The organism is Luteitalea sp. (assembly GCF_022842525.1).
Classification (GTDB): domain Bacteria; phylum Acidobacteriota; class Vicinamibacteria; order Vicinamibacterales; family Vicinamibacteraceae; genus Luteitalea.
In genome coordinates this window covers 24,691-48,882 of record NZ_JALHPM010000008.1, presented here as the reverse complement: position 1 = coordinate 48,882, position 24,192 = coordinate 24,691, and the positions used below count along the sequence as shown (strand labels likewise).

At 66.9% G+C, this 24,192-nt stretch carries 27 protein-coding genes; 11 read left to right on the top strand and 16 right to left on the bottom strand.

The features are described 5' to 3' along the window. Together Q0C41_RS03265 and Q0C41_RS03260 are read right to left on the bottom strand one after the other, a co-directional pair. Positions 1 to 585 carry a hypothetical protein gene (locus tag Q0C41_RS03265; protein ID WP_291981019.1) on the bottom strand — a complete coding sequence of 195 codons (585 nt, stop codon included), beginning with the start codon at positions 583 to 585 and terminating at the stop codon, positions 1 to 3. 14 nt (positions 586 to 599) lie between these two features. After that, positions 600 to 1,463 (bottom strand): alpha/beta hydrolase, encoded by an 864-nt coding sequence (locus Q0C41_RS03260; protein ID WP_291981018.1) that lies wholly within the window; start codon positions 1,461 to 1,463, stop codon positions 600 to 602. A 67-nt stretch (positions 1,464 to 1,530) separates the two neighbouring features. Between Q0C41_RS03260 and aroA the strand changes: the two genes are divergently transcribed. Next, a complete protein-coding gene (gene aroA / locus Q0C41_RS03255) occupies positions 1,531 to 2,820 on the top strand; it encodes a 3-phosphoshikimate 1-carboxyvinyltransferase (protein WP_291981017.1) in 1,290 nt (429 codons plus the stop codon). A gap of 43 nt (positions 2,821 to 2,863) precedes the next feature. On the opposite strand, the gene Q0C41_RS03250 is transcribed toward aroA, so the two are convergent. Together Q0C41_RS03250 and Q0C41_RS03245 are read right to left on the bottom strand one after the other, a co-directional pair. Continuing rightward, positions 2,864 to 3,568: a tetratricopeptide repeat protein gene (locus Q0C41_RS03250; RefSeq protein WP_291981016.1), complete on the bottom strand. Its 705-nt coding sequence runs from the start codon at positions 3,566 to 3,568 to the stop codon at positions 2,864 to 2,866. Continuing rightward, positions 3,538 to 3,981, bottom strand: coding sequence for a hypothetical protein (locus tag Q0C41_RS03245; protein WP_291981015.1), 444 nt, complete (start codon positions 3,979 to 3,981; stop codon positions 3,538 to 3,540). The genes Q0C41_RS03250 and Q0C41_RS03245 overlap by 31 nt, the downstream gene beginning before the upstream one ends. A gap of 362 nt (positions 3,982 to 4,343) precedes the next feature. On the opposite strand from Q0C41_RS03245, the gene Q0C41_RS03240 reads away from it, so the two are divergent. Together Q0C41_RS03240 and Q0C41_RS03235 are read left to right on the top strand one after the other, a co-directional pair. Continuing rightward, complete coding sequence (locus Q0C41_RS03240) at positions 4,344 to 5,264, top strand: hypothetical protein (RefSeq protein ID WP_291981014.1); 921 nt, start codon at positions 4,344 to 4,346, stop codon at positions 5,262 to 5,264. After that, a complete protein-coding gene (locus Q0C41_RS03235; RefSeq protein ID WP_291981013.1) occupies positions 5,264 to 6,238 on the top strand; it encodes a hypothetical protein in 975 nt (324 codons plus the stop codon). The genes Q0C41_RS03240 and Q0C41_RS03235 overlap by 1 nt, the downstream gene beginning before the upstream one ends. A 486-nt stretch (positions 6,239 to 6,724) precedes the next feature. Here Q0C41_RS03235 and Q0C41_RS03230 read toward each other — a convergent pair whose 3' ends face one another. The 7 genes from Q0C41_RS03230 to Q0C41_RS03200 are packed head-to-tail and all read right to left on the bottom strand — an operon-like array spanning position 6,725 to position 13,515. Beyond that, complete coding sequence (locus tag Q0C41_RS03230; protein WP_291981012.1) at positions 6,725 to 7,426, bottom strand: DUF542 domain-containing protein; 702 nt, start codon at positions 7,424 to 7,426, stop codon at positions 6,725 to 6,727. A gap of 36 nt (positions 7,427 to 7,462) precedes the next feature. After that, positions 7,463 to 8,608 (bottom strand): cytochrome P450, encoded by a 1,146-nt coding sequence (locus Q0C41_RS03225; RefSeq protein WP_291981011.1) that lies wholly within the window; start codon positions 8,606 to 8,608, stop codon positions 7,463 to 7,465. A 10-nt stretch (positions 8,609 to 8,618) separates the two neighbouring features. Then, the gene (locus Q0C41_RS03220) at positions 8,619 to 8,843 is read right to left on the bottom strand and encodes a DUF6755 family protein (RefSeq protein WP_291981010.1); all 225 of its coding nucleotides are present in this window, start codon (positions 8,841 to 8,843) and stop codon (positions 8,619 to 8,621) included. Further along, positions 8,840 to 9,403, bottom strand: a complete 564-nt coding sequence (locus Q0C41_RS03215) for a Rieske (2Fe-2S) protein (RefSeq protein ID WP_291981009.1) — start codon at positions 9,401 to 9,403, stop codon at positions 8,840 to 8,842. Before Q0C41_RS03215 ends, Q0C41_RS03220 begins: the two co-directional genes overlap by 4 nt. Beyond that, positions 9,400 to 10,068 (bottom strand): 4Fe-4S dicluster domain-containing protein, encoded by a 669-nt coding sequence (locus Q0C41_RS03210; RefSeq protein WP_291981008.1) that lies wholly within the window; start codon positions 10,066 to 10,068, stop codon positions 9,400 to 9,402. Before Q0C41_RS03210 ends, Q0C41_RS03215 begins: the two co-directional genes overlap by 4 nt. 16 nt (positions 10,069 to 10,084) lie before the next feature. After that, positions 10,085 to 12,367, bottom strand: a complete 2,283-nt coding sequence (locus tag Q0C41_RS03205; RefSeq protein WP_291981007.1) for a molybdopterin oxidoreductase family protein — start codon at positions 12,365 to 12,367, stop codon at positions 10,085 to 10,087. Further along, positions 12,364 to 13,515 carry a hypothetical protein gene (locus Q0C41_RS03200; protein WP_291981006.1) on the bottom strand — a complete coding sequence of 384 codons (1,152 nt, stop codon included), beginning with the start codon at positions 13,513 to 13,515 and terminating at the stop codon, positions 12,364 to 12,366. Before Q0C41_RS03200 ends, Q0C41_RS03205 begins: the two co-directional genes overlap by 4 nt. A 119-nt stretch (positions 13,516 to 13,634) precedes the next feature. On the opposite strand from Q0C41_RS03200, the gene Q0C41_RS03195 reads away from it, so the two are divergent. Further along, positions 13,635 to 14,804: a nitrate/nitrite transporter gene (locus Q0C41_RS03195; RefSeq protein WP_291981005.1), complete on the top strand. Its 1,170-nt coding sequence runs from the start codon at positions 13,635 to 13,637 to the stop codon at positions 14,802 to 14,804. A gap of 80 nt (positions 14,805 to 14,884) precedes the next feature. Here Q0C41_RS03195 and Q0C41_RS03190 read toward each other — a convergent pair whose 3' ends face one another. Both Q0C41_RS03190 and Q0C41_RS03185 read right to left on the bottom strand, forming a co-directional pair. Continuing rightward, a complete protein-coding gene (locus Q0C41_RS03190) occupies positions 14,885 to 15,166 on the bottom strand; it encodes a hypothetical protein (RefSeq protein WP_291981004.1) in 282 nt (93 codons plus the stop codon). A gap of 324 nt (positions 15,167 to 15,490) precedes the next feature. Beyond that, entirely contained in the window at positions 15,491 to 15,913 is a 423-nt protein-coding gene (locus tag Q0C41_RS03185) for a hypothetical protein (RefSeq protein ID WP_291981003.1), read from the bottom strand. A gap of 182 nt (positions 15,914 to 16,095) precedes the next feature. Here Q0C41_RS03185 and Q0C41_RS03180 point away from each other — a divergent pair, with 182 nt between their 5' ends. The 5 genes from Q0C41_RS03180 to Q0C41_RS03160 all read left to right on the top strand — a co-directional run bounded on the left by Q0C41_RS03180 (position 16,096) and on the right by Q0C41_RS03160 (position 19,277). Beyond that, the gene (locus Q0C41_RS03180) at positions 16,096 to 16,434 is read left to right on the top strand and encodes a cupin domain-containing protein (RefSeq protein ID WP_367079104.1); all 339 of its coding nucleotides are present in this window, start codon (positions 16,096 to 16,098) and stop codon (positions 16,432 to 16,434) included. Positions 16,435 to 16,493: 59 nt separating this feature from the next. Further along, entirely contained in the window at positions 16,494 to 17,729 is a 1,236-nt protein-coding gene (locus tag Q0C41_RS03175; protein ID WP_291981001.1) for a hypothetical protein, read from the top strand. Then, complete coding sequence (locus Q0C41_RS03170; protein ID WP_291981000.1) at positions 17,726 to 17,992, top strand: hypothetical protein; 267 nt, start codon at positions 17,726 to 17,728, stop codon at positions 17,990 to 17,992. Before Q0C41_RS03175 ends, Q0C41_RS03170 begins: the two co-directional genes overlap by 4 nt. Positions 17,993 to 18,093: 101 nt before the next feature. Next, positions 18,094 to 18,756 (top strand): PadR family transcriptional regulator, encoded by a 663-nt coding sequence (locus Q0C41_RS03165; RefSeq protein WP_291980999.1) that lies wholly within the window; start codon positions 18,094 to 18,096, stop codon positions 18,754 to 18,756. Positions 18,757 to 18,791: 35 nt separating this feature from the next. After that, on the top strand, positions 18,792 to 19,277 hold the full coding sequence (locus tag Q0C41_RS03160) for a hypothetical protein (protein ID WP_291980998.1): 486 nt from the start codon (positions 18,792 to 18,794) through the stop codon (positions 19,275 to 19,277). 571 nt (positions 19,278 to 19,848) lie between these two features. Here the strand turns inward: Q0C41_RS03160 and Q0C41_RS03155 are convergent. The 3 genes from Q0C41_RS03155 to Q0C41_RS03145 are packed head-to-tail and all read right to left on the bottom strand — an operon-like array spanning position 19,849 to position 21,509. Then, positions 19,849 to 20,097 carry a DUF4926 domain-containing protein gene (locus Q0C41_RS03155; RefSeq protein ID WP_291980997.1) on the bottom strand — a complete coding sequence of 83 codons (249 nt, stop codon included), beginning with the start codon at positions 20,095 to 20,097 and terminating at the stop codon, positions 19,849 to 19,851. 1 nt (position 20,098) lies between these two features. Then, the gene (locus Q0C41_RS03150; protein WP_291980996.1) at positions 20,099 to 20,428 is read right to left on the bottom strand and encodes a DUF6883 domain-containing protein; all 330 of its coding nucleotides are present in this window, start codon (positions 20,426 to 20,428) and stop codon (positions 20,099 to 20,101) included. 19 nt (positions 20,429 to 20,447) lie between these two features. Beyond that, complete coding sequence (locus Q0C41_RS03145; RefSeq protein ID WP_291980995.1) at positions 20,448 to 21,509, bottom strand: type IV toxin-antitoxin system AbiEi family antitoxin; 1,062 nt, start codon at positions 21,507 to 21,509, stop codon at positions 20,448 to 20,450. A gap of 495 nt (positions 21,510 to 22,004) precedes the next feature. Here Q0C41_RS03145 and Q0C41_RS03140 point away from each other — a divergent pair, with 495 nt between their 5' ends. Both Q0C41_RS03140 and Q0C41_RS03135 read left to right on the top strand, forming a co-directional pair. Next, positions 22,005 to 22,604 carry a hypothetical protein gene (locus tag Q0C41_RS03140; RefSeq protein WP_291980994.1) on the top strand — a complete coding sequence of 200 codons (600 nt, stop codon included), beginning with the start codon at positions 22,005 to 22,007 and terminating at the stop codon, positions 22,602 to 22,604. Beyond that, positions 22,570 to 24,171 carry a hypothetical protein gene (locus tag Q0C41_RS03135; protein WP_291980993.1) on the top strand — a complete coding sequence of 534 codons (1,602 nt, stop codon included), beginning with the start codon at positions 22,570 to 22,572 and terminating at the stop codon, positions 24,169 to 24,171. Before Q0C41_RS03140 ends, Q0C41_RS03135 begins: the two co-directional genes overlap by 35 nt. The last annotated feature ends 21 nt before the right edge of the window (positions 24,172 to 24,192 follow it).

Here is a 24,192-nt window from a genome sequence, read left to right as displayed (position 1 = left end):
CTACTTCGGGCGGGCCGGGCTGATCATGATGTGCGCCCCAGGCGTGCCGGGGAACATCAGCCACGGGGCGCCGGGAGCCGGCGTGGTCGGCAGGCCCGTCGATTCGGCCGTCGCGTTGGGCGTGTAGATCACCCAGCGCGTGTAGCTGTCGGTCACCGTGCCGGCCGCCGCATCGAACGCGCTGCCCGTGACGATCGTCAACAGGCGCGGCTCCTTGGCCATCGGGAGCGTGCCGCTCGCGATTTCCTTCCAGCGGATGTCCTCGGCCCCGCGTCCCTTGGTGCCCTGCGCCGCGAGTGCGCGGCCGCGCGCCATGAACGGTTCCAGATCCTGGTGATAGCAGGCGACGTTGAACCCGTCGACGGCGGGGTCGTCCGCCAGGCACACGAGCAGGCCCGTGCCCTTGCGGAGCGTGGTGTGCTTGCCCTGGGCGTCGAAGCCGACCACGGTGGCGGTGGCGCGCTGATCGGCGGGCGCTGCCTGCACGGCACCGGCGATCTGCGCCTCCGGGGCGGGCACCTGTGCCTGCGCCACGGACGCCGTGAGGACGAGGAGGCCGAGCGTGCGCAACATGGTTGGGGTCATGATGCGCGAGGATATCACCGGCCGAGGGCCTGTTTCACGAAGGCGAACAGCGCCTCCGACCCGGGGTCGCCGGGCTTGCCGAGATTCGCGTTGAGCTGCTCGTGACTCGTCTCGCGCACGCCGACGACCGTGGCCGGGATGCTGGCGCCCTTCAGCACCGCGGCCAACCGGCGGGCCTGCGCGCCCGTGTCGGCGTTCTCCGCCACGTGGAGGATCAGGAAGGGCGAGATGCCCTTGCCCGCGGCCACATGGGTCACGGTGGAGAAGTCGACATGCTTGCGCGGATCGTTGCCGAACTTCTGCCGATGGCCGTTGGTCGGCAACGGGACCCCGTAGGCGCGGGCCCGGGTCTCGGCCACCTCGATGGCGGCAGGCAGATCGAACGTATCGGCATCCACGGGGACGCACCCCTTGATCGGCGCGAGTGACAGCCCTTCGGCCTTCAGCAGGCGTTCGTCGGTGCAGAGGAGGGCCGCCAACTGGCCGCCGGACGAGTGGCCCATCACCAGCACGCGCGATGGGTCGCCGCCGTACTCGGCCACGTGGTCGTGCACCCAGCGGAACGCCTTCGCCACGTCGCGCACGATCTCGTCCATCGTCACCGTCGGCAGGAAGCGGTGATTGATCGACACCAGCACGAGGCCGGCGTCGTTGAAGGCGCGGGGTTTGAGGGCGACCAGGCCCTTGTGGCCGGTCTGCCAGCCGCCGCCGTGGATCCAGAACACGACCGGCAGACCCGTCGCGCCGGCCGGGGCGTGGACGTCGAGCGTCTGTCGCTCCGTCGCCGGGGTGGTGTAAGGCAGGTCGCGGCTCACCGTCTGCCCGTGGGTCACGGACGCGGTGGCCAGCAGGAGCAGGAGGGTGGAGAAGAGTCGCACGGGGGCGCAGGATATCAGACCCGGTGGCGCGGCTGGGCGGACGCCCGATGCGATACTGGGCACGTACATGGACGCCGTCACCATCGCTGGAAGTGGCCCGCTGCGCGCCACGATTCGCCCCCCGGGTTCCAAGAGCATCACCAACCGCGCGCTCATCTGTGCGGCACTCGCCAACGGCGTGTCGACGCTGCATGGTGCCCTCGACAGCGAGGACACGCGCGTGATGGTCGACGCACTGCGTCAGCTCGGCCTCGATGTCCAGGTGGACGTCGAGGCCGCGACGATCGCCGTCACCGGCTGCGGCGGTCGACTCCGGGTGCCGGAGGCCGACCTCTACGTCGCCAACAGCGGCACGACCATCCGGTTCCTCACCGGCATGCTGGCGGCCACGAGGGGGCACTACCGGCTCGACGGCATTGCGCGGATGCGGCAGCGCCCGATCGGCGACCTGCTCGATGCGCTGAACGCCCTCGGGGCCGAGTGCCGCGCCGAGTCAGCGGGCGGCTGTCCGCCGGTGGTGATGGACGCGCGGGGGCTGCGTGGCGGCACCGCGCACATTCGTGGCGACATCTCGAGCCAGTTCCTCAGCGGGCTGCTCATGGCCGCCCCGTACGCGTCGAGCGAGGTCGTCGTGCGCGTCGACGGCGTGCTCGTGTCGCAGCCGTACGTGCACATGACGCTCGGGGTGATGCAGGCCTTCGGAGTGACGGCCGACGCCGAGCAGCTCACCCACATCGCCATCGCGGCACCCCAACGGTACGCGGGCACGACGTACGCGATCGAACCGGATGCGAGTGCGGCCAGCTACTTCTGGGGCGCTGCGGCCATCGCTGGCGGCACCGTCACCGTGGAGGGGCTGAGCCGCGACGCCTTGCAGGGGGACGTGGCGTTCGTCGACTGCCTGCAGCGCATGGGCTGTGCGGTCGCCGACACCCCCACCGGGATTGCCGTCACGGGCGGCCGCCTGCGGGGCATCGAGGTGGACATGAACGCGATCAGCGACACGGCGCAGACGCTCGCCGTCGTCGCGCTCTTTGCCGATGGCCCGACCTCGATCACCGGCGTCGGCCACATCCGCCACAAGGAGACCGATCGCATCGGCGACCTCGCCCGCGAACTGCGCAAGCTCGGTGGCCTCGTGGACGAGCACGCCGATGGGCTGACGATCACGCCGTCACCCCTGCACGGCGCGATCATCGAGACCTACAACGACCACCGCATGGCGATGAGCCTGGCGCTGGCCGGCCTGCGCGTGCCAGGCGTGGTCATCACCAACCCGCATTGCACCGAGAAGACCTACCCCCGGTTTTTCGAAGACTTGGCCCGCGTCACCGCCACGGCGTCCCCGGCAGGGTAGGGCGCGCGCTCCGAGCGGGCATCTCGTACGGGGCGGGCAGGGTTCAAGGCTTCTTGATCGCCTTACGGAGGAACTTGTTGTCTTCGAGGAAGGGTCTGAGCGCCTGCGGGTCGTCCTTGTAGGCGATCTTCAGCAGGGCAAGCGCTCTCTCGTTGTAGACCAGCGCCAGTTCGGCCGACCCCTGGTCCGCGAGAATCAGCGATCGGTTGTTGTAGGCGCCGCCGAGCGACGCATTGCCGCTGGGAGTGTCGAGCGACTCGAACGCCGCGATCGCCCGATCACTGGCCGCCTCGGCCTCGGGGAGGCGCTTCTGCAGGCGGCGCACCGTCGCGAGATTGTCGCTCACCACGCCCAGCGAGAGCGTGTCCCCCGCGATCTCCAGCAGCCTGATCGCGACTTCGAAGCTGGCAGCGGCGAGCGACAGGTCGCTCGTTCGACGGCGCGCTGTTCCGAGGATGCCGAAGAACCGGCCGCCTTCGTCTGGCGGGCGACGCGCGAAATAGGGCAGCACCTTTTCAGCTGCCGCACGCGCCTCCTGGTTGCGCCCGACGGCCAGCAACTCAGTCAGCTGGTCCAGGAGCGCGGTGTAGGTGGCGGCATCATCTGGCAGCGTCACCGGAGGACGTGCCGGAGTGATCGACTTGAGGTGTGCCAGGGCTGCGTCGTTGAGCGGCACGGCACCCCATGGCAGGTGGAGTGTGACAGCCGTCGCGGTCTTCAGCGGCCAGTAGTGCTCGGCCTGGTACACAGTCGCGATCGACTCGACACATGCTCCGTTTGACTGGGGTGCTGTTGCCGGATGACGTGCTTCAGCTGGAATCCCGCCCGGTCGACCTGCACGGGCAGATCGAAGACGTCCTCCGGTGCCCGACACCTCGGCGCCATCGACGAGACGAAGAGCCCGATGGACCCATCGTCGATCGCCTCGACGGCGAGGAACACGGTGTCGTCGGGCCTGTCCGCGAGCAGCACCCCCTTGACCTGGCTCGATTCGGACGGCGCGAGCGCCTGTTGGGCTGTCGTCCCCGGTGGGGATTGGGCCACGGCGGCTGAGCTGAAGAGCGCGGCCAGAAGTACTGCGCCAGGAATCCGGACACGACGCCTTCCGGCACTCGCGCCCTGCGACCCGCGTGAGGGCACCTCGTCGAGAGCGATTGGCATGGCACGCCCGTCCTTGCTCGATGCGTCGTTGAACGTCGGTGGAGGGCAACAGTGTACGCCGGGATTCGGCGCCGTGTTCGCGTCACTTTGGCGCAGCGTCGCAGGAGCCGAACGCTTCCTCAAGGCACCAAGCTCGCTGCTCCGCCTCACGGGCGAGGCCGACGCAAGGAGACTGAACGCTCGGACGGGCGGGTTGCAGAGGGTGGCTGGGGCGATCCCTCAGAAACGACGAAAGCCACGATTTCTCGTGGCTTCATCGAACCTCTGCGTTGGTTGCGGGGGCTCACCCTCGACTACATCGGCGCCTCTGTTGGACGGCAGCGTGATTGTGCAATTTCCGCTGCATTTCACGGAGGTGTGCGATGTACGACCCACGATCAGACTATGACGCGCGGGACGGCGATGGCGGCTCGCGTGAGCTCAGCCGAGGCGGACGCGGCGGTGGCGACTCTCGCGAGCGGGAGCGGGAACGCGCCGACCCGCGTGAGGTCTTCTCGCGTCACGTCGATCTGCCGCGGGGACGCGAACGGGAGCACGTCTGGGTGCGCGAACACAGCCACATGCTCCGTGGTTCGGAGAGCCGCACGCTGGCCTCCGTTGGTGCCTTCCGTGTCGTCCCTGCAGACGACCTGCGCGACGCCTTCGACAAGCCCCTCGATCCGCGTCACGGCGATTTGTGGCACCTTCGCGAGGCGGGCCTAGTGCAGACCCACCGGGTCGACCGCGACACCACCGTGGTCACGCTGACGAAGGAAGGGCGTGACCTGCTCGAATCCCGCCGCCGCGATCATGATGCGCCAGACCGTCAGGCATTCAGTCACGGCGTGCAGCGCCCACGTGAGTTGAAGCACGACGCCGAGCTGTACCGGGCATACCTCGAGGAGGCTGAGCGACTGCATGAGGCCGGGGCGACGATCCACCGAGTTGTCCTCGAGAACGAACTCAAGGCCGAGTACCAGTCATTCCTGCAGGAGCCGAACCGCGAACGCGATGACAGCGACGGACGGCCGGAACGCAGCCTGTTGGAGATCGAGTCCTGGGCTCACGAACGCAACCTGCCGTGTGACGACCAGGGGCACGTCCAGTTCCCGGACTTGCGCATCGAGTACGACATCGACGGACGCGACCAGGCGCTTGACGTCGAGGTCATGACGCCCCACTACCGCGGCGCCCACGCTGCCGGGAAGTCGGCCTCCGGATTCAGTCTCCACTTCTCGGGCCGGAACGGTGGGGGAGGGCGCGGTGGCAGCCGGCCACGCGGGCACATGGAGGAGTTCCTGTGATGCGTTTCGACGAACGCGTTCAGGCTGTCGCGAAGAAGGGTTTCACCGAGCGCCAGGCGCGTTTTCTGACGACCGTCATGCTGCACTCCGGCGTTTGCGTCCCGCGCCAGTACGCGCGCTTCTGCGGCATCGTCCACGGGGCGAAGACGCGGAAGTTCTTCGACAAGCTGGTGCGGCTCGGAGTCGCGTCGATGCACGACTGCCGGCACAACCGTGCCCGCATCTACCACGTCAACCAGCGGGCGCTCTACACGGCCATCGGCGAGCGAGACAGCACGTTGCGCCGCCGCATGTCCATCAACCGCGCCATCCAGCGCCTCATGGTGCTCGACGCCATCGTCGAGGACCCCGATCTCATCTGGCTTGCGACGGCCGACGAGAAGGCCGCGCACCTGACGGCGCTCACCGCCATCGCACCGACCGACTTGCCGCACGTCACGACCCGGCACGGCGCCACGCGGCAGGTCCGGTCCTTCCCAGAGCGGCTCCCCATCGGCATTGACCTGGCGGGACGGGGCGTCATCGTCTACGTCATCGACCGCCCGGACCTGGACGACTTCCGAGTCTTTCTCGAGCGCCACGCGACGCTGCTCCGCGCCCTGCCTGTCTGGACACTCCGCATCGTCGTCCCGCCGCATCTTCCAGGCATGGCGCTTCGGGCCAGGGAGGCGGTGCAGTTCCAGCTGATGGAACCATCCGGGAACGTCGTCGTCGACGAGATGCGCTGGTACTTCGAGCAGCTCCGCACGCCATCAGCGACCGACACGCAGCGCCTCACGCGAGCGCGCAGGGCGTTCGCCTCGTCTCGCGCCCAGGCGATCTATCGGTGCTGGAAGCAGGACGGCGAGGCCGCCCTCGTCAGCGTCGGCAGCGATGCCCTGCGAAAGGCAGTCGAGGCCGGGAGTGGGAGAGTCGAGGTCTTCGAACTCGGCCACCGGTACGGTCATCTCTCGCCTCTGCTTGCCGTGTCGTAGGCGCGAAACGAGATTGTTGGACGATATGGAATGACCTGCTCGCAGTCGCGATAATGTCGTTGTGCGCCGCCACGGCCGCGCCCGACCTAGCCCCCTCAAGCCCGAGCCCGATGACCGGTTCGGCAAGGCGGACGCGCCTGGCCCGGAGCACGCAGCACACCGCCCTGACGACATGCACGAACGGATTGCGATTTGCCTCAAGGCGATCGAGCAGCGGCGCCAACGCATCGAGCACCGCACGCGCCTCGGCGGGACCGGTGGGACGACAGGCGAGGTCCCGAACGCGGGACCGACCTCGTCTCAGGGCCCCAGGCGAAACATCTCGTCGTGCAGCTCGCGGAGCCCCGCGAGCGTGAGCTCAGAAACTCGGGCCGATGAAGACGTCAAACTGGCAGCCGCTTCGCCCGAGCGCGTCTCCATCTCCGTCCGCGCACGCTCGATCCGGTCGAGGTGCCCAGCGCGGCAGACGATGGCTGCCGCGATCCTTCACCCTGGATCGACTTCAGTGTGCGCGGCCGGCCAGCTGCATTGCCCGCGGGAACAGGATGTTGTTCTCGAGAGTGGACGTGCAGGTGCATATCGGTCTCGAGCGTCGCGAGCGCGTGGTACAGGCCGCGGAACGTGCGGGCAGGCCCACTCTGGCGGGGCATACCCGTCAGTCAGCCGGCGCAGGGTCGCCAGTGCGCTGCCTGCTTCGTCGTGGTCGGCCTCCATGATCGAGATCGGCCCGGCAATCCACGCCGCCGCATCGGTCACCGGCAGCGGCGTCCCCGCCTCGATGCCGACAATGAATGGAAATAGGACGCGGTCCTTCTTTTCCATATGGTCGATCAACCCGTCGTGCAGGGTCGAGAAGCTCTGCTGGAGCGGCAGCAGTGTCTGCGGCAGGTGATCGCCATGCCGCGACACCACCTTGTCGACCATCGCTCCGATGCGCGGCAGTTCGACCCGCAACTGCTCGTGATAGCGCGTCTGAATGTGCGCGATGATTCGGGCCAGGGTGGCGTCGTTCCAGGTCGGCTCATCTGTCGTCGGCGTCGCCACCTGCTGTAGTTCGGTGATCAACGCCTCCAGGTCGAGCTGGTGTGTCGAGCAGGCCTGCGACAGCGGGATGCGGCCGCCGCAGCAGAAATCGATCTGGTGCTGCTGGAACACGCGGATGGTCTCGGGCGCCTGCGTGGCCCGCACCCGTACCGGATGAGACAGATCGGGAGTCTCTGGGCCTCAAGACAGACGCAGCGGCACGTGTCGCCATCCACCGACGGGGTACGTCTCGCGCAGTGCCTCGGCGTCGGCTGCCAGCTCGATGCGGGACGTGCCAGCGAGGAGCGTCTGCACGGCCACGACCAGTTCCATGGTCGCCAGCGGACGCCCCGGGCATACGTGGATGCCGGTGCCGTAGACCAGGTTGTGCGCGGAGTTCTCCCTGGGTCGATACGCATCCGGGTTGCCGAACACCGTCTCGTCACGGTTCGCTGACGTCCAGTTCAAGTACACGCGCGTCCCCGGCGCGAGCACGAACTCGCCGACCCGAGCGGCAACGGTCGTTACGCGTCGGTTCACCAGGAACGGGTCGTCGATCCGAAGCATCTCGTCGATCGCCTCGGCACAATCCCCGATGCCTCGCCGAAGTGCACTCTGCACGGTCGCGTGCGTCGCGAGAAAATGCAGGACGACGCCCAGCGCCGCGGCCATGGAGCCCAGGTCGCCGGCCGTCCAGTTGCGCAGGATCGACACGATGTCGGCGTCGTCCAGCGGCGCGCCGTCAATCGTCATCCGCAGCAGTTCGGTGGTCGGGTCGTCTGGCGCGGCACAGCCCAGTTGGCGGCGATGCTGCACCTGGGTCAGCACGATCGCATCGAAGGCCGCGGCCGCCGCGGCCGTCCGGGATCGTTCAGCGGAGCGCGTCGCGCGGTGGTTGTCAGCCATCCAGCCCAGGAGCTGCCCCTCGACATCGTCCCACCCCAGCCATTCGGCCTGGGCCCGTACCGCGAACGGATAGCCGATGTCGGTGACGGCGTCCACGCCGACGCCGCGCGGGAGTCCGTCCACCACCGCACGGGCGATCGTCCGGATGCGTGGTTCGAGCGATCGGATGCGGCCGGGCTCGAAGAACCTATCGATGACGGCACGAAACCGCGCGTGTTCGGGTGGGTCGAGCGAGTTCGGCACCGCGCGGTACGCCGATGTCGCCGATGAGTACGTCGCCGGATCGTTGGCCGCAGCGACCACGTCTTCATGCCTGAACAACGTGACGCCTCGGGGGGATCGGGCGACAGGACACGCCGACCGCATGCGGTCGTAGGTGTCGCGCTGATCCACGAGTTGAGGCTCTGCCAGCGGCTCCCATTGTGGAATCGGTGCGCTCATGCTGAATCCGTCACCCCAGCCGCATCAGGTAGCGCAGCAGGCCGGCATTCAGACCGAAGCAGCCGAGGCTCACGAGCGCGGCGGGGAGCACCGTGGACGTTTCGCCGCCAAGAAAGGCGTTCATGGTCGCGGTGAGCAGCCACAGTTGCACCACCACGATCAGCACTACCACCAGCAGGATGCCGTTGACGATCGTCAGACGCTGAGCGCGGGCGACGCGCGGTGCCGGCGTCACGTGGCGGCCTCGTCCACGCCCGTCGCGTACACGCCATCGGCACGTACCTCGACGTGCACCCGCGGCAGGGCGCGCTGCGGCGGACCGGCAAGCACCTGCCCGCTGGCGAGGTCGAACCAGCCGTTGTGGCAGGGGCAGTGCAGTCGCCCGCTGGGCACGTCGGGGACGACCGGGCACAGCAAGTGCGTGCACTGCTGATCGTAGGCGACGAACGACTTGGACCCGATGCGCACCAGCAGGCGCGGTGAACTACTTTCGGGGTAGAAGAAGGTGCGCGCGCCCCCCACCGGAAGGTCATCGACCGCGGCGATCCGCACGGCCGTGTCCGGCTGCGCCGTGCGCCACAGACTCTTAAGTACGATCCACCACTGGCCGACGACGAACGCGGCGCTCGTCAGGACGACGAACTTCGTGAGTTCGCGGCGCGAGACGTAATCATCCTGTGCCGCGTCAATCGGGAAGTCCTGCCGCCAGCGGGGTTGATCGGCCATCGCGCGACCGTCAGGCGGCGTCACCGTCCGGTCGGCTGCGCCCGACTCGTGGTTCGTGCGGGCGATCACTGGTCCGCTCCGTCGTCCGTCCCGGCGATGTCCGCAAACACATCGTCGAGGATGTCGTGGCTGATGGTCGGCGCATGCATGGCGGCGGTGACGTCGACGATCTGCGCCGACCCCTCCGGCCGTCCGTGCTCGCGAGGGACCATCATGTTGACCTTGGTACGAATCACCTGCCGGCCGAACTGGAAGGCATTGATCGGCGCGGCCTGTGGACGGAGGCGTGACATCTGTTCACGCGTGCCGAAGGCCAGCGCCTGGCTTGGGCACACCGACGCGCAGTACGGCTTGAGCCCCACCGACGTGCGGTCGTAGCACATGTCGCATTTCATCATCAGCGACGTGCCGGTCGCCATTTTCGGGACGCCGAACGGACAGGCCAGCACGCAGTTGTTGCAGGCGATGCAGCGCGGCTTGCGCGCCGTCTGTACCACGCCGTCCTCGGTGCGCTTGATGGCGTCGGCCGGACAGACCTCGGCGCAGGTCGGCGAGTCGCAGTGCATGCACACCACCGGGGCAGTCTGGGTGGAGTGAGCGCGGTCCACGTAGTCGAGCTGAATCATCGACTGTCCCTTGTGCGTGTCGCACTCGGTACAGGCCTGGATGCAGGCCTGGCAGCCGATGCAGCGGGCCGGATCGATGAAGAACTCGTAAGCGTCGGGCACGGGCATCTGGCACCACCTCGGGTCACTGTTGTGGTTCGAGCGCGTCGGCGTACGACGGCGGCCCGTGGGCACGGCGTACGCGGACGGCGCACACCTTGTACTCCGGGATCTTCGAGATCGGGTCCTGTGCCGCAATCGTCAACTGGTTGACGCTCTTGCGCCCACCCCAGTGGTATGGCACGAACACCGTATCAGGACGGATAGTCGCGACCACGGCCGCGCGCAGCGTGCACGTCCCACGGCGACTCTCGACCGTCGTCCAGTCGGCATCCTCGATGCCGAGGCGCTGCGCGAGGCGCGGGTGCAGTTCGACCCGCGGCTCGGGGTAGTTGTCAACCAGCGGCCCTATCCGGCGCGTCTGATTGCCCGACAGGAACTGGCTCACCACCCGGCCCGTCGTCAGGATGATCGGGTACTCGGCATCGACATCCTCGACAGGACCTACATAGGGCGTGACGTTGAAGCGCGCCTTGCCGTCCGGGAAGTAGAACGGCCCGGCCCCCTGCGCGATTGGATTCCACGCGTCCGGTTCGAACAGCCGCACCGTGCCCTGCGGACCTGGGAGCGGCACACCGGGCGGCGTCTCAGCGGGGCACGGCCAGAACACACCGTAGTGCTCGACGACGTTCTCGTAGGTGACGCCGGAGTAGTCGGCGACCCCGCCCTTCGAGGCGATCCGCAGTTCCTCGAAAATCTCGCGCGGGCTGGCGAAGGTCATGCCCTGCGGTCGGCCCAGTGCGCCGGCGATGTCCTGAATGATGCGCCAATCCTGCCGTGCCTCGCCCGGGCACTCCACCGCCTTGTTGATCCGAACGATGCGGCCCTCCACCTGCGTGACGGTCCCATCGTCCTCTTCCTGGAGCGACCCGGGCAGGACGACGTCGGCATAGCGCGCGGTCTCGCTCATGAAGAAGTCGATGGCCACGAAGAACTCGAGCCGTTCGAGTGCCTCGCGCACGAAGTTGTTGTCGGGCAGCGACACCACCGGGTTGAAGCACAGGCTGAGGAGACCCTTGATCTCGCCGCTGTGCGCCTTGCGCATGATCTCGTAGGCGTCCACGCCGGGCTGCGGCAGGTCGTCTGGGGCCATCCCCCAGACGCCGGCGATGTAGGCCCGGTGCTCGTCGTTGCCGAGGTCGCGCCCGCCGGGCAGTTGGTCGCATTTCTGACCGTGCTCACGCCCGCCCTGGCCGTTGGCCTGCCCGGTGATGGTGGCGTAGCCGCAGGAGGGGCGGCCGATGCGGCCCGACGCGAGCACGATGTTGATGGCGCTCAGCACGTTCTTGACGCCGTTGCTGTGGTGCTCGATGCCGCGTGCGTGCAGCAGGAAGCTGGTGCGCGCCGTTCCCCACCACTCCGCGGCCTGGCGGATGCGTCCCTCGGCGATTCCGGTGACCTCGGCCGTGCGCGCTGGCGTCCACGGCGCCACCTCCGCTTCGACGTCGCCAAAGCCCACGGTCCGAGTGGCAATGAAGTCCTCGTCCACCCAGCCGTTGGCGATCATCAGGTGGAGGATGCCGTTGAAGAGGGCGGTGTCGCGGCCGGGCTTCACGGGCAGGAACAGGTCGCAGGTGCGGGCCAGCGGCGTGATTCGCGGATCGATCACGATCACCTTGGCACCCTGCTCGCGGGCCTGCCAGATGTAGTTGGTGGTGATCGGCGCGCACTCGGCGACGTTGGCGCCGGCCACCACCACCACCTCGGCATCGAGGATGTCGCTCCAGGGATTGGCCGCGCGGTCGATCCCGAAGGCTTTCTTGTTGCCGGCGGCGGCGCTCACCATGCACAGCCGGCCGTTGTAGTCGATGTTCGACGTTCGCAGGCACATGTGGGCGAACTTGCCCATCAGGTAGGTCTTCTCGGTCGTCAGGCTGGCACCCGAGAGCAACGCGAAGGCGTGCGGCCCGTGGCTGCGCTGGATCCTGTCGATCTCGCTGGCGACGCGCGCGATCGCCTCGTCGTAGCCCAGCGGTCGGAAGCCGCCGCCGGCGGCGCGGTCGCGGGTAAAGGCCGTCAGCAGGCGATCGGGATGCGACTGCTGGAGGTAGCGCTTGACGCCCTTCGGGCACAGCATGCCCTGGTTGAAGGGGAACTCGTACCACGGCTCGACGCCCACCACGCGGTTGGCGGTGACCTTCAGCTGCATGCCGCACTGCTGACCGCAGAAGCAGCAGTGCGTCTTCACCAGGCGATCCGGTGGGCCGGTATCCTCCGTACCGGTGCGGGTGTGGGCGAGCGACGGCCCGAACCGGTCGATGAGCTCGAACTCGAGGGGTGGCGTGCGCAGGGGGGCGGGGTCGGTCATGGATAGAAATTCTCGGCGTCCTCTTGCCCCAGCGGGCCCTGGCCGAGGCCGCCGTTGACGTGGACGGGCATCGGGCGCATAGGGCGTGCGTCGGCCAGCGGCCCACCGCCCCGGTGGCCTCGCCAGGCAGAGGCCTGCGCGGCCACGAACGAAGCCCGCCGACAGCGCGGGCAGATCCACTGGTAGTGTTCAACCGCGCTGCCTGGTATCTCGTACGTGAAGCCGAGCTGCCGCTGAACCTCGATCAGATCCTCGACGTGCATCCGTGAGCTGAACGCATGGCCGCAGCGACGGCAGTACGCCGGTTCACCCTCACGGCCGGCGTCTTTGTAGAAGGTGACACCGAGCTGGGCGGGGCGCTGGAACACGTGGAAGAACTTGCCGAAGGGCAGCCACAGGAACGTGCCGATCACCGTGACGGCGTGCAGGATGGCGATGAAGGTGTAGCCATAGCCCTTCATCCAGGTGTAGCTCGCCGTGAGCATCAGGCCGGTCAGGCTGACGGCAAACAGCAGGATGAGCGGCAGGAAATCCTCAACCAGCCGCTGCACGGCCATCGGCCCCTGCTCGCGCATGCGGCGGCGCATCGCGAGCATCACGCCGGCGATCACCAGGAACGACGACCACACGAGTCCGTGGAAGAGCAGGAACGCGACCAGCGAGTCGTGCGGGAAGGTGAAGGCGGCGACGCCGAAGACCATGGCCTCGTAGAGGTCGAGGTCGCCGGGCACGGGACGGAAGTAGAGCCAGCCGAACACCAGCGGAAACGTGATGGCGACGGCCAGCAGGCAGCCCCACATGATGAGCATGTGGGTCAGGCCGCGAGCGGTCCCACGCGCGAAGATGAAGCGGTTGGCCAGCAGGTCGAGGCCCACCCGTTGCACACCGAGCGCGACGTTGCGACGTTGGCGGCCACGCCGGAAAAAGGTCTGCCACCCGCGCCGCCAGTACAGGCCGGTTGGGGGCCGCTGCAGCCACATGGCGTAGCGATAGGTCAGGCCGAAGGTGGCAAACAGCACCGCGAACGTGTAAGCGACCAGCGCCGCATCGAAGTGTGCCAGGGTGCGCGACCCGGCAACGATCAGCAGCCCCAGCGCACAGGTCACCGCCATGCTCCAGGCGATGGCTCTGGTCACTGCCGACGTCATGTGGAGTCTCCCCGTTCCCGGCAGTCGGCACGCCACGCGTGATCTCCGCTGCTCTGTGCGCATCGTACGGGCTGGCCTTGCGCGCGTCAACCGAGGCACGGATCGGGTAACGTAGCGCCGTGCATGCGACGTCTGACATGAAGGGCGCGCAGTGGCAGTTGCTGCTCGCCACGGTGTCGTTCGGCCTTTGCTTCGCCGCGTGGGGCCTGATCAGCGCGTTCGCGCCAGCCTTTCGCGAGGAGTTCGGCCTGGGCGGGCAGGCGACAGCGCTGCTGATCGCCGTACCCGTCTTGCTCGGCTCACTGGCCCGCCTGCCGATGGGCATGCTCACCGATCGGTTCGGCGGACGGCTGGTCTTCACGTTCCTGTTCGCCGCGGTCGCGATCTCCGCGGCGATCGTCCCGCTGGCCGACAGTTTTGGCACGCTGCTGCTGTTTGCGTTTCTGCTTGGGCTTGCCGGTTCGTCGTTTGCCGTTGGTGTCGGCTTTGTCTCGCCGTGGTTTCCCCCGGCACGGCAAGGCACCGCGCTCGGCATTTACGGCCTCGGAACGATGGGGCAATCGGCCGCCGTGTTCCTCGGCCCGGTGATCGCGGCGGCAGTCGGTCGGGACGCCGTGTTCCTCGGCCTCGCGGTGATCATCGCGGCGTGGGCGGCGGTGTTCGCGGCGACCGCGCGCAACGCGCTGAGTACCAGACGACCCGCGACGATTGCCGCCATGGTGACGGTGCTCACCCGCGAGCCGCTGGCCTGGGTACTCGCGGCGTTCTACTTCCTGACCTTCGGCGGCTTCGTCGCCTTCTCGGTCTACTTGCCCACGCTGCTCCGGGACGACTTCGGCCTGACGCTTGCCGATGCTGGGTTCCGGGCCGCCGGCTTCGTGGTGCTCGCCACGCTGATGCGTCCGGTTGGTGGCGTCCTGGCCGATCGGCACGGCGGCGCCACGGTGCTCTGGTGGGTCTTTCTGGCGATCATGCCGTTCAGCCTGTTGTTGACGTGGGAGTCGATGGTGCCCTTCACGATCGGCGCCCTCGCCACCGCGGCGCTGCTCGGTCTCGGCAACGGCGCTGTCTTCAAACTCGTCCCGGAGCACTTTCCAGGCAGCACCGCGACGGTCACCGGCCTGGTCGGTGCGGTGGGCGGCCTGGGCGGATTCTTCCCGCCACTGGTGCTGGGGTACTTCCGCGATCGGACCGGCGAGGTGTGGCCGGGTTTCGTCCTGCTGGTGCTGACCGTCGGCGCGCTCTGGGTGCTGAATTCCCGCGTTCTGCTGCGCCCGCGGAGGGCCTGAACACTCGTCCCAGCACGACCGCTCAGAGGTGTTCGGCGTCGGCGGGCGCCCGCGTAATGCGCCGAGGGCAACGCTGCCCGCTACCACCCGGGAATGATCGCGCTCACTCGCCTCGAGCCGCTCGGGTGGATTGCAGGCTCGATCATCGGAACGCTGTACATCGTCGCGCCCTCGCATTCGGCATGAGATCGTTGGCGGGCTGCGCAGACGTCGTCGCGGCCGTCGCCTTCGGGGGGCAGCGGGGATAGCCGCCGGGTTCTGGTTGGCGTGCTGCTGATGCTCATCATCACCGGCACCAGCTTGAACGTGCAGTCGTTCATTGGCGCAATCATGGCCATCGGCATTGCCGTGGCCAAGGCCACTTGTCGTCCTCTACCTGACGACGATGGCGGCAGGGCAACAGGTAGTCGAGAGACTCCACTGGTACGGTCATCAGTGGCCGGACGCTGGTGTTGCGTGGCGACCTGCGGCCGTACCAGCAGGCCGACCTGTATGCGAGGGTGGTCGGCTTCGTCGAGCGCGTGGTCATCGATCGCGGTAGCTTGGTGAGGGCGGCCAGGAGTTGCTGGCCTTGTCAACGCCTGAACCCGCCGCGCGTGCGGCGGAGTCCGCAGAAAAGGACTGCGGTCGCCAGCGCGCCAAACAGAGGGATGCTGACGTCCGCCGGAAGCTGCGCACCTCGGCGTTCATGAAGGGCCGGTGTCGTCGGAAGCGGTGTCGTCTTGCGGCCAGGCGATGGTGAGCACCAAAGCGCTGTCGGTCGTCGCTTCGATTTCGTGTCGTATCGATTGATCGAGAGCGAGCACCAGCCCGACAGGCATGTCAAACGCGCGGCCGCCGGCATGTGTACGGATGCGCCCGGCCACCGTCTGGAAGGTGATCCGGCCGGCGGTCTGGTGTTCGGGAATGCGCCCGCCCGCACCGATCGCGATCAGGACGACCCTGAGGCTTGGATACTTCACAAGTGTCTTCGCCGTCTGGATTGCACCTGTCTCGGTCCGTTCTCGCTCGAGCTGCGCGAATTCAGCCGGGAGATCGAGTTTGAGGAAGTCGCCATCGAGCGGTGTCGGATGTGGTCTGATGTGTGGTTCCCTCTCGTACCTTTGCACCGAGGCCGTTGGGCCGCTCCGATTCAGGTCGACTCGAGTTGGGGGGCGCGGGCCGCTGAGGGCCGTAGGCCATTTAGGCCGGCCATTGCGCCAACGCAAGGACTGAGGTCTTCGAATCGTTCAGGCTGGCCCATATGTCAGGGCGCGATACGGCTGCCTTGACCCAAGGGAGAGCGATGACGATGGCACCCGGAACGATTCCGCCCGCCGAGGCACTTGAACTGGCCGCACTGATTACTCCGACCGAGCACGGCATCTCGAGCCGGGTGCTGGCAAAGAACGGCGGCGGCACCGTCACGCTGTTTGCGTTTGACGCTGGAGAAGCACTGAGCGAGCACACCGCCCCTTTCGATGCACTGGTGCTCGTGATCCATGGCGCGCTGACGTTGACGATCGGTGCGAAGACGGTCGAAGCACGGCCAGGAGCCGTCGTCCGCATGCCAGCCGGCGTCTCGCACGCCGTCAACGCGTTCGAGCCTGCGCGTATGCTCCTGATCATGCTGCGCGAACGTCCAGCATGAGTCGTCAGTCACGAACACCGTCGTCCCCGCTTCCCCTTGCGTATTTCGGATGGGCGCACGTGGGGCTGGCTCTGGCGTTCGCCGTCTTGGTCGTCAATCCCGCATTGCCTGGCGGCTATTTTCTGCATCCCCGCATGGTGGCGATCGTTCATCTCGTGACGATTGCCTGGCTCACAGGATCGATTCTTGGCGCGTTCTATATTGTCGCGCCGCTGGCCCTCGGTCTGCCATTGCCAGTGGGCCGTGTCGATTGGCTGGCGTGCGCCGCGTACACGGTCGGGACGACTGGCATGGTTGCACACGCCTGGACCGGTCGGTACGACGCGATGGCGTGGTCGGCGACGCTTGTCTTGTCGCCGGTGCTGTGGGTGGCAGGCCGGACCGCACTCGGCCTTCGAGGCGCCACCGCGCCTTGGCCCGTGCTGTTGCATGTGGTGCTCGCGTTCGTGAACATGGTGGCGGCAGCACTACTCGGGATTGCGCTTGGGCTCGATCGCGCCCACGGCCTGTTCGGCTTCTCGCCGCGCGCGGCCGCCTTCGCGCACGCCCATCTGGCGGCAGTTGGGTGGCCGATGATGATGGTCGTCGGGCTTGCGTACCGGCTTGTGCCGATGTTCCTGCCGGCGAAGATGCCGACGGGACCGGGGCTCGCCGTCAGTGCCGTTCTTCTCGAACTTGGCCTCGTCGTTGTGGTTGCGACGCTGTTGACGGGCAGCGCGTGGCTGCCGATTGGTGCCGCGCTCATCGGAGGCGGTCTGGCCAGCTTCGTCAAGCGCATGCGCGCAGCAGTGAAGCACAGGTTACCGCGGCCGCCTGCTCTGCCGAAGCGCGACTGGTCCACGTGGCAGACGCACGTCGCGATGGCCTGGTTGTTCGTGGCGGCCGGTCTGGGGATCGTCTTGACGTTGCCGTCGCCGGGTGCGCGGAGTGGCCTGGCCTGGTTCTACGGTGTCGCGGGTTTGGTCGGCTTCCTGTCGCAGGTCGTTGTCGGCATCCAAGGGCGACTCGTCCCGATGTACGCCTACTACCGCGCGATGTCGGCTTCAGGAGGGAAGCCACCGATACGCGCGGCGAACCAACTGCCAACTGCCGCCCTTGCACGGCCGATCTTCCTGCTCTGGACGATCGGTGTGCCGTGGCTTGGATGGGGCCTGGCCACGGGGCAAAGGACATCGATCCGTCTCGCATCCCTCATGTTGCTGGCGGGCGTTCTGCTCAGTGGAGCCTACGTTGCGTATCTGAAGCGTACGGCCGGCCAACCCGCACCCCGCATCCTTCTGCCAGAGGTCAGGTGACGACTGCCAACACGCCATGGAGACTCGGTGTACACGGCGAAGGCTCGTGCGAGCACGTCGAGTCCGAAGTGCTCGCGGCGCTGCACGCTGGAGGCCTGGCCACGGCCCTCGTCGGGCTGGACGGGCGTGTGGTGGAGGTCTGGCGTGGCAACAGCTCGAAAACGGTGAGGACAGGTCTGACGCTGGCCTTGCTGACGTCCGTGCAGTTGGCGCTACTCATCATCGCCGGCATCTTGACGTTCGGGCGGCGCGGTGGCCGGTAGCGGCGCTAGTCGGCCAGTGTCTGGTCGCCACGATGACGGGCGCCGCGGCGCTGCGGGGACTGATGGCAACGGCGTCGGCTGCAGACCGGGAGGTCGCCTAGATGGACCCCCTCCCATCCGGCAAGGAACTGCTCATTCTCGATTTGCTGGAGCAGGGCCGCGAGATGTACGGCCTCGAGCTCGTCGAGGCGTCGCACAACGCGGTGAAGCGCGGCACGGTGTACGTCACGCTGGGACGGATGGAGGAGAAGGGACTCGTGACGTCGCGCCAGGAGACACAGCCAGAAGGTGCCATCGGGCTACCGCGAAGGCTGTATGCACCGACGGCGCTGGGGCTGCGCATTGGCGGCGGTGGAGGCTGCCCGCTTCGTCCTGAACGGAGGCCTGGCGTGATGCGTCGTTCCGTGTTCAGCCGCGCTTGCGACACGGCCGCGCGTGTGTGTGCCTTGGACCGCACGTTGGTGCATGCGTTCGAGCAGATCGAGGCGGACGCGGAGATCGAACGTGCGCGCGGGACGCGATGGGCATTGTGCCACGCATGGGTAGCGCTCGCCCGCACGCTGTGCGTCGGCGTGCCGGCCGCGATCGTCGTGCGTGCTCGCTCTCAGCAACACGGAGCGGTCGGTCGTCTTGCGTATCTTCGCGGGGCAGGTTGCGTGCGTGACGGTGGCGCATGGCATGGCGTGGTTCCTGGTTCACGTACGGGTTCGACCTTCTCGCACCGTGGGTCTACCTCATCTCCAATGCTGCTGGCGTGCAGGTAGTGGAGCGGGTCGCCGTGCAACACCGGGCTGGGGCAGTGGCCGCCCTCCTCGGCATGACGACGGCGTGGTGGGCGGCGGCCTTGCTGATGGAGGTCACCGTCGCCGTAGACACGTGGCCAGGCAGCGCCACGCTGCTGATGCGTGGACTCGTGCTGCCGCTGTCGGCCGCACAGGTCGTCTGGCTGAGCGCACTCGCCACCATGGCTGGCCGTCGCCCGCCCCTGTCGCTGCCGAAGGCCATTCCGGTGGGTGCCGCATACGCACTGGCGATCTACCTGGTTGCGCCTGCTGTTCCTGCAGCCCTGACGACAGCCGCGGCCATGATGCTGGTCCCCTTCACGTTCGCCGTGACCATCGGCGTCTCGGCCGGGATTGTGCGGAGCCGCAGCCACGCGTCAGCCGAGCCGGCGCAGCCTCTCAGGTCGGCGTCGAGGTCGTCTTCCTCGTCTCAGATTGGCGTAGTGGGTCGGACACCTTTCTCTCCCTTGGTCAACACGGGGGGCCGAGGATGGAGACGATAGGCCCATGCGCGGTTGGCCCCCCCTCGCGAGCCGCTGACCACCGGCCCAGCCGTCTCATCAAGCCTTTCAGCCGCGCTGCCAGGGCGCCAACCCCTTGGAGGGCCTCAACTTCGCGGCCACGCCCGGGCAGAACCGCGGCGGCGTTCTATGCCGACGCCTGAGCGCCCGAGGCAGGGAACAGGGCAGAAGAGAGGCGTGAGCGACCCCGCCTCGTGCCCGCGAAAGCGGGTCCTCTCGTGTCCACGGGGTCGCTCACGCCTCGCGTGTCTGTGTCTGTTGCTGAGAGGGCGCAGCTGCAGGTCGCGTCAAATGTCGTGGTCGCGAATGGTGACCGGCAGGCGCGCGGATCGTGCGGAAAGAACCGGCCCAGTGCGTGGCCTTGGTCTTCCTGTCGGCCGTAGAGAGCGCCGACGCTCCGACCTTGGATTGTGCGGGAGCGAAGGCGTGCGTCAAGGCTTCCCTCCGTCCCGTCGGCGCTGCGCGGCCTTGACCCGCGCCGTGCGCTCCCTATGTTCTTGGCAACTGTCGGAGCGTCGGCGAGTCGGGTCTGACCGGCGAGGAGCGGCGCGGTTCAGCCGGCGACTGCCATTGGCCGGACGGACAGCATTTCGTCCGCGCGGAGAGGCTCGACCGCGTCCGCAGGAACCGTCACGACGCCAATCGATTCGCCGAGCGCGTTGAAGAGTTCCAGCACGCACCCTCGAGGTCCTGACGAGGGATGCTCCACGAAATCAACCAACGTCGCCACATCGCCGGCTCGAAGCGCGTGCTCGGGAAAGGACGCGCGGAGGGCCACGCGGTCATAAAGTTGTAGAGACATTTCAGCTCTTCCCCTTCGCGGGCTTCAGCGTCACGAACCTGAACGCTCCGTCGACCGCCTGCTTCAGCCAGATGCAGACCACTGACAGGCTCCCGGCTGGCCCTTCGATCACGCCTTCGACGCGATAGAAGGTTCCGTAATCATTCGTGCGATCTTCGACTGCATCAGCTGTATCGGCCAGAAGCCTGACAGCGGCGCGAAGATCGGCCCAATTCTCCAGTTCGAAGCCGGCCTGCCGCAAGTAACCGCTCTTGTCGTCCCACGGCCTCGGCACGAGCAGGTAGTTCGTGAACTTCGTCTCGTCGATGACCGAGTCCGGCGGAATCCGCATCACACAGACCGCTGCGACATCAGGATACCGCGGTACGGAGATCCCTGGTTTCACCGGTCCGCCAGGCATCCTCATTCTCCTGCATCCACTGCATCAGCGCCTCGGCCTCATTCGGTCCCCGGCCTGGGCTCGTCAGCAGGTCTGCCGCGATTTGGCTCATGGCCGCAACCGTGACCCCCTTCTTCACCGACGTCCGCTCGAACACGATGTCGTCGAACGGCGTGAAGAGTGCCACGTTCGCGCCAGCTTCTGCAGGACGCAGATCGAGGGCTTGTTCGACGTCGCGCGGCCGATCCACGTAGACCGTGAGCAGACGCGGCGGGGCGACCGGCGCGACTTCAGCGGCGGCCCACGATCCGGTCACGGCATACCTCACCTTCAGTTGCTTGAGACGCTCGGTCACCGCCGGGATGCCCCGAGCAGCGAGGTACATCGTGGCGCCCTGACGCCGGAACGGCGAGTACTCCTGCGCCCACCGGGTCAGCAGGCCCCGCCAGTCGACTGCGGTGATGGGGCCTCGAGGGGTTCGCGTGACGAGTGCTTCACGGTCCAGGAGCTCGACGACGCGCGAGGCATAGCCAGGATCGACGCCGGCCCGCTTCGCGAGTTCGCGCAGGCCGACCGGAGCCCGGTAGTCGCAGAGAGCTCGAACGAGGCGGCCGGCCTTGGCTCCCTTGAGGGACTTGCGTTCCCGCGGACTAGGCTCCGGGTTCTCCCGGGCACCGGTGGTCTCGATGAACAGGCCCGGCTGGGTCATCTCGAGCCGGACATTGCCGGTCAGGTCGGCGTACGCGAATCCGCGACTGCGGAGCCGCTCCTGCGTCCGTGGGCTGAGGTGGGGGGCGGCGATCAGAACGGGCTCGTCCGCAGTCGGCTGAAGGGAGGCCGCCAGGTAATCTACGTCCTTCGGTTCGACGCGGCTCTTCGCGTTGACTCGGATCGTCCCCGCCGCGGCGCCCTTGCGCTGGACTCTTAGGACCGCTTCGACGGTCTCCCCGTCGGCGGTCTTCGAGGGACGCAGAATGGTCCCGGCCCAATTCGCGGGTAGCCGGCCCCGAACGGCGGCGATGACGTCGGCCACGATGGCGTTGCCTGTTTCTGGTTTGTTGCCCACAATGGACAACAGCTTAATTCAGGCAACAGGTGACGGCAATGGCCCATGGCCCAGCAAACCGGCTGACCTCGGCCGGCGACGGTAAGATATCTAAGGTTGAGCTATATGTAGCCGTAATGCCACACGCCTTCCAGCGATTCAGCTCGTCTCATTGCGATGGCGTTTGAACGCAGCTACCAGCGGGGGTGTGGCTGGCAGTGCCCGAGGGGACCGGCGTGCCGCGACCATCGGCGCCGCCCCTGCGCACCGCCCGAGTTGCGTCGGACCTGTTCGACCTCGGCCGTGACGAGCACCACGTCGACGGGCAGACTATCCGTGTGACGGAATACCTGAGCCGCATGTCCTGGCGGAGGAGATCGCCGACGACCTGCGGAGCGCTCTGAAGCAAATCGAGAGCGTGCTGGCTGACTAGCAGCAGCGTGCTGCACTGGACCGTTCGCATTGATGTGGCGGTGAGCCGACATGTTTCCAGACTTCACGAAGGCAAAAGCGAAGGCGAACCGAGACCTGCTTCGATGGGTGCAGCAGCAGGTGCCTGCATTGACGCCATTGATTCAGGGTGTCGCCACGGCTCGCCAGCACGAAGGTCGCTCCAGCAAGCTGATCCGGGTGGATCGTTCCGAGGGAGAGATCGAGTACCGGGCGGAATCGTTTGAGTTCTCGCTTGACCGCGAGGAGATGAAGCGATTCGATCTGGCCGCCATTCAGCGGAAGCTGACCGACCTCGCGACACGGATTGGTCAAGCCCAGACGAGGCGGATGCTGGAGGTCGCCGGCGAGGCTGCTGACTCGGTGGGCAACGTCGTGCACTCCGGCGGCAGCATGACCGCCGAGCATCTCCTTGAAGTCTTCCGCAAGGTAGACATGGACTTCGATCCGGAGACGCTGATGCCGAAACCAGGCTTCATGTGGGTGATGCATCCGGATACGGCAGCCACGGTCGTCCCGAAGGCAAAGGAGTGGGAGAAGGACCCCACTTTCCAGAGAGAGTACGAGCAAATTCTGTCCACCAAACGCGAGGAATGGCGTGTTCGAGAGGCTCGTCGAAAATTGGCTGACTAGCGCAGGTGAGCGAGGCTATGAACTGGCGTTCGCCCAACTGCTAGCCGCGGAAGACCACCGCGTGCTACAGGGCCCGGTTCACCATCCGTTTGAGCATGGGAAGGACATTCTGACCTTTGCTCCGAACGGCGAGTTGCACGCGTATCAACTCAAGGGCCCTGACATGATCCGGCTCGAGGACTTCGAGAAGATCCAGGGTCAGCTCTTCGCGCTCGCTGGTACCGCGATCACACACCCAGCTGTCACGCCAGTTCGCCGTGCCGACCGTGTGTTCCTAGTCACGAATGCCACCTTGACGCCGCCGGTCCGTGATCGGGTCGAGAAGTTCAATGCGGCGAATATTCCGTCTGGCTGGCCGCCCGTGGAACCGATCGAGCGTGAGCAGTTGGTGTCACGATTCGTCACGGCTCACGGGAAGTATCTGCCTCAGGCGCTCCCAGAGATCCGAACGTTGTTGGAGCTGTACTACAGCGAGGCGACATCGCTATTCCCAGTTCGGGTGCTTTCGCGTTACCTGAGCGCAGTCCTGCCATTTCCACCAGAGACCGCATCCATTCCTGAGTGTCGACGTGCCATCGCCAGCGTCACGCTGTTGACGGCCTACGGCGCGGCAAGCTGGACCCGATCCGAGAACTACATGGCGGTCGCGCAGGCTTGGCTGACTGCCTGCGCATGCATTCTGAGGTTCGCGGTCGTTCGGAAGCTGGATTCGAAACTGTGGCTGCCGTCGTACGACCTTGCCTTCGAGGGCGCTCGCACCTCATTGGCAGCGTTGGCGAAAGAGGCCGCGGACGCTAGAGACCTCGTCGTCCCCGATATGGCGGATGGCCTCGTGTACCCGTCTCGTGCGCTGCTCGTATGCGGGTTTCTTGGTGCTTACCTGCTTTCCGAGAGAACGCTCGGTGACCTGGCTTCCGCCACATCCGAGCATGTACGGACAGTGCTGACCAGGGAGGCGCGGCACATCAAGGTGCTGGGTGAAAGCGGCGTCCCAGCCTTCTTCATGACCGCCTCTGCGCTTGGACAGCTAGGCGAAGTCCAGCGGAGCGAGGGCATGATGTTGTCCTTGGTTCGCACTCTTGCCACCGTGAACCAACGGCACTCAAGAGGGGCGCTCGCCGATCCTTATCACGACCTTGAGCAGGTGCTCCTGCATCAGATGGGCGCGGACAGCGACCTCGACGGGGAGGAGTTTGACGGGCGCTCATACATGCTGCACGTTGGAATCGATTGGCTGGCGCGGCGTCTGTGGCGGCAGCATCTCGTGCTCATGTGGTCAGACATCACGCACGTCGAGTTTGTCGAGTTCCAGCCGTCCGAACCAGACCGATACTTGGCGCACGACGACGATCAGGGTCAGATGAAGACATGGTTTGCGGGGCAGCCCCAAAGTTGGTCGGCGCTATTGAAGGAAGCGCGGAAGCTCGACCCCGCGGTTCTACCGGATGCGCTTTGGAAGCACCGAGAGCTGATTCCCTACCTGTCTCTGCTGTTCCCCTACAGGCTAACGCGAGCGATGGCTCACGCTGTCGACACGATCGCCGGGGATCCTGGCTATCAGCCCTGAGCGTCGGCGTCTTCGCCACGT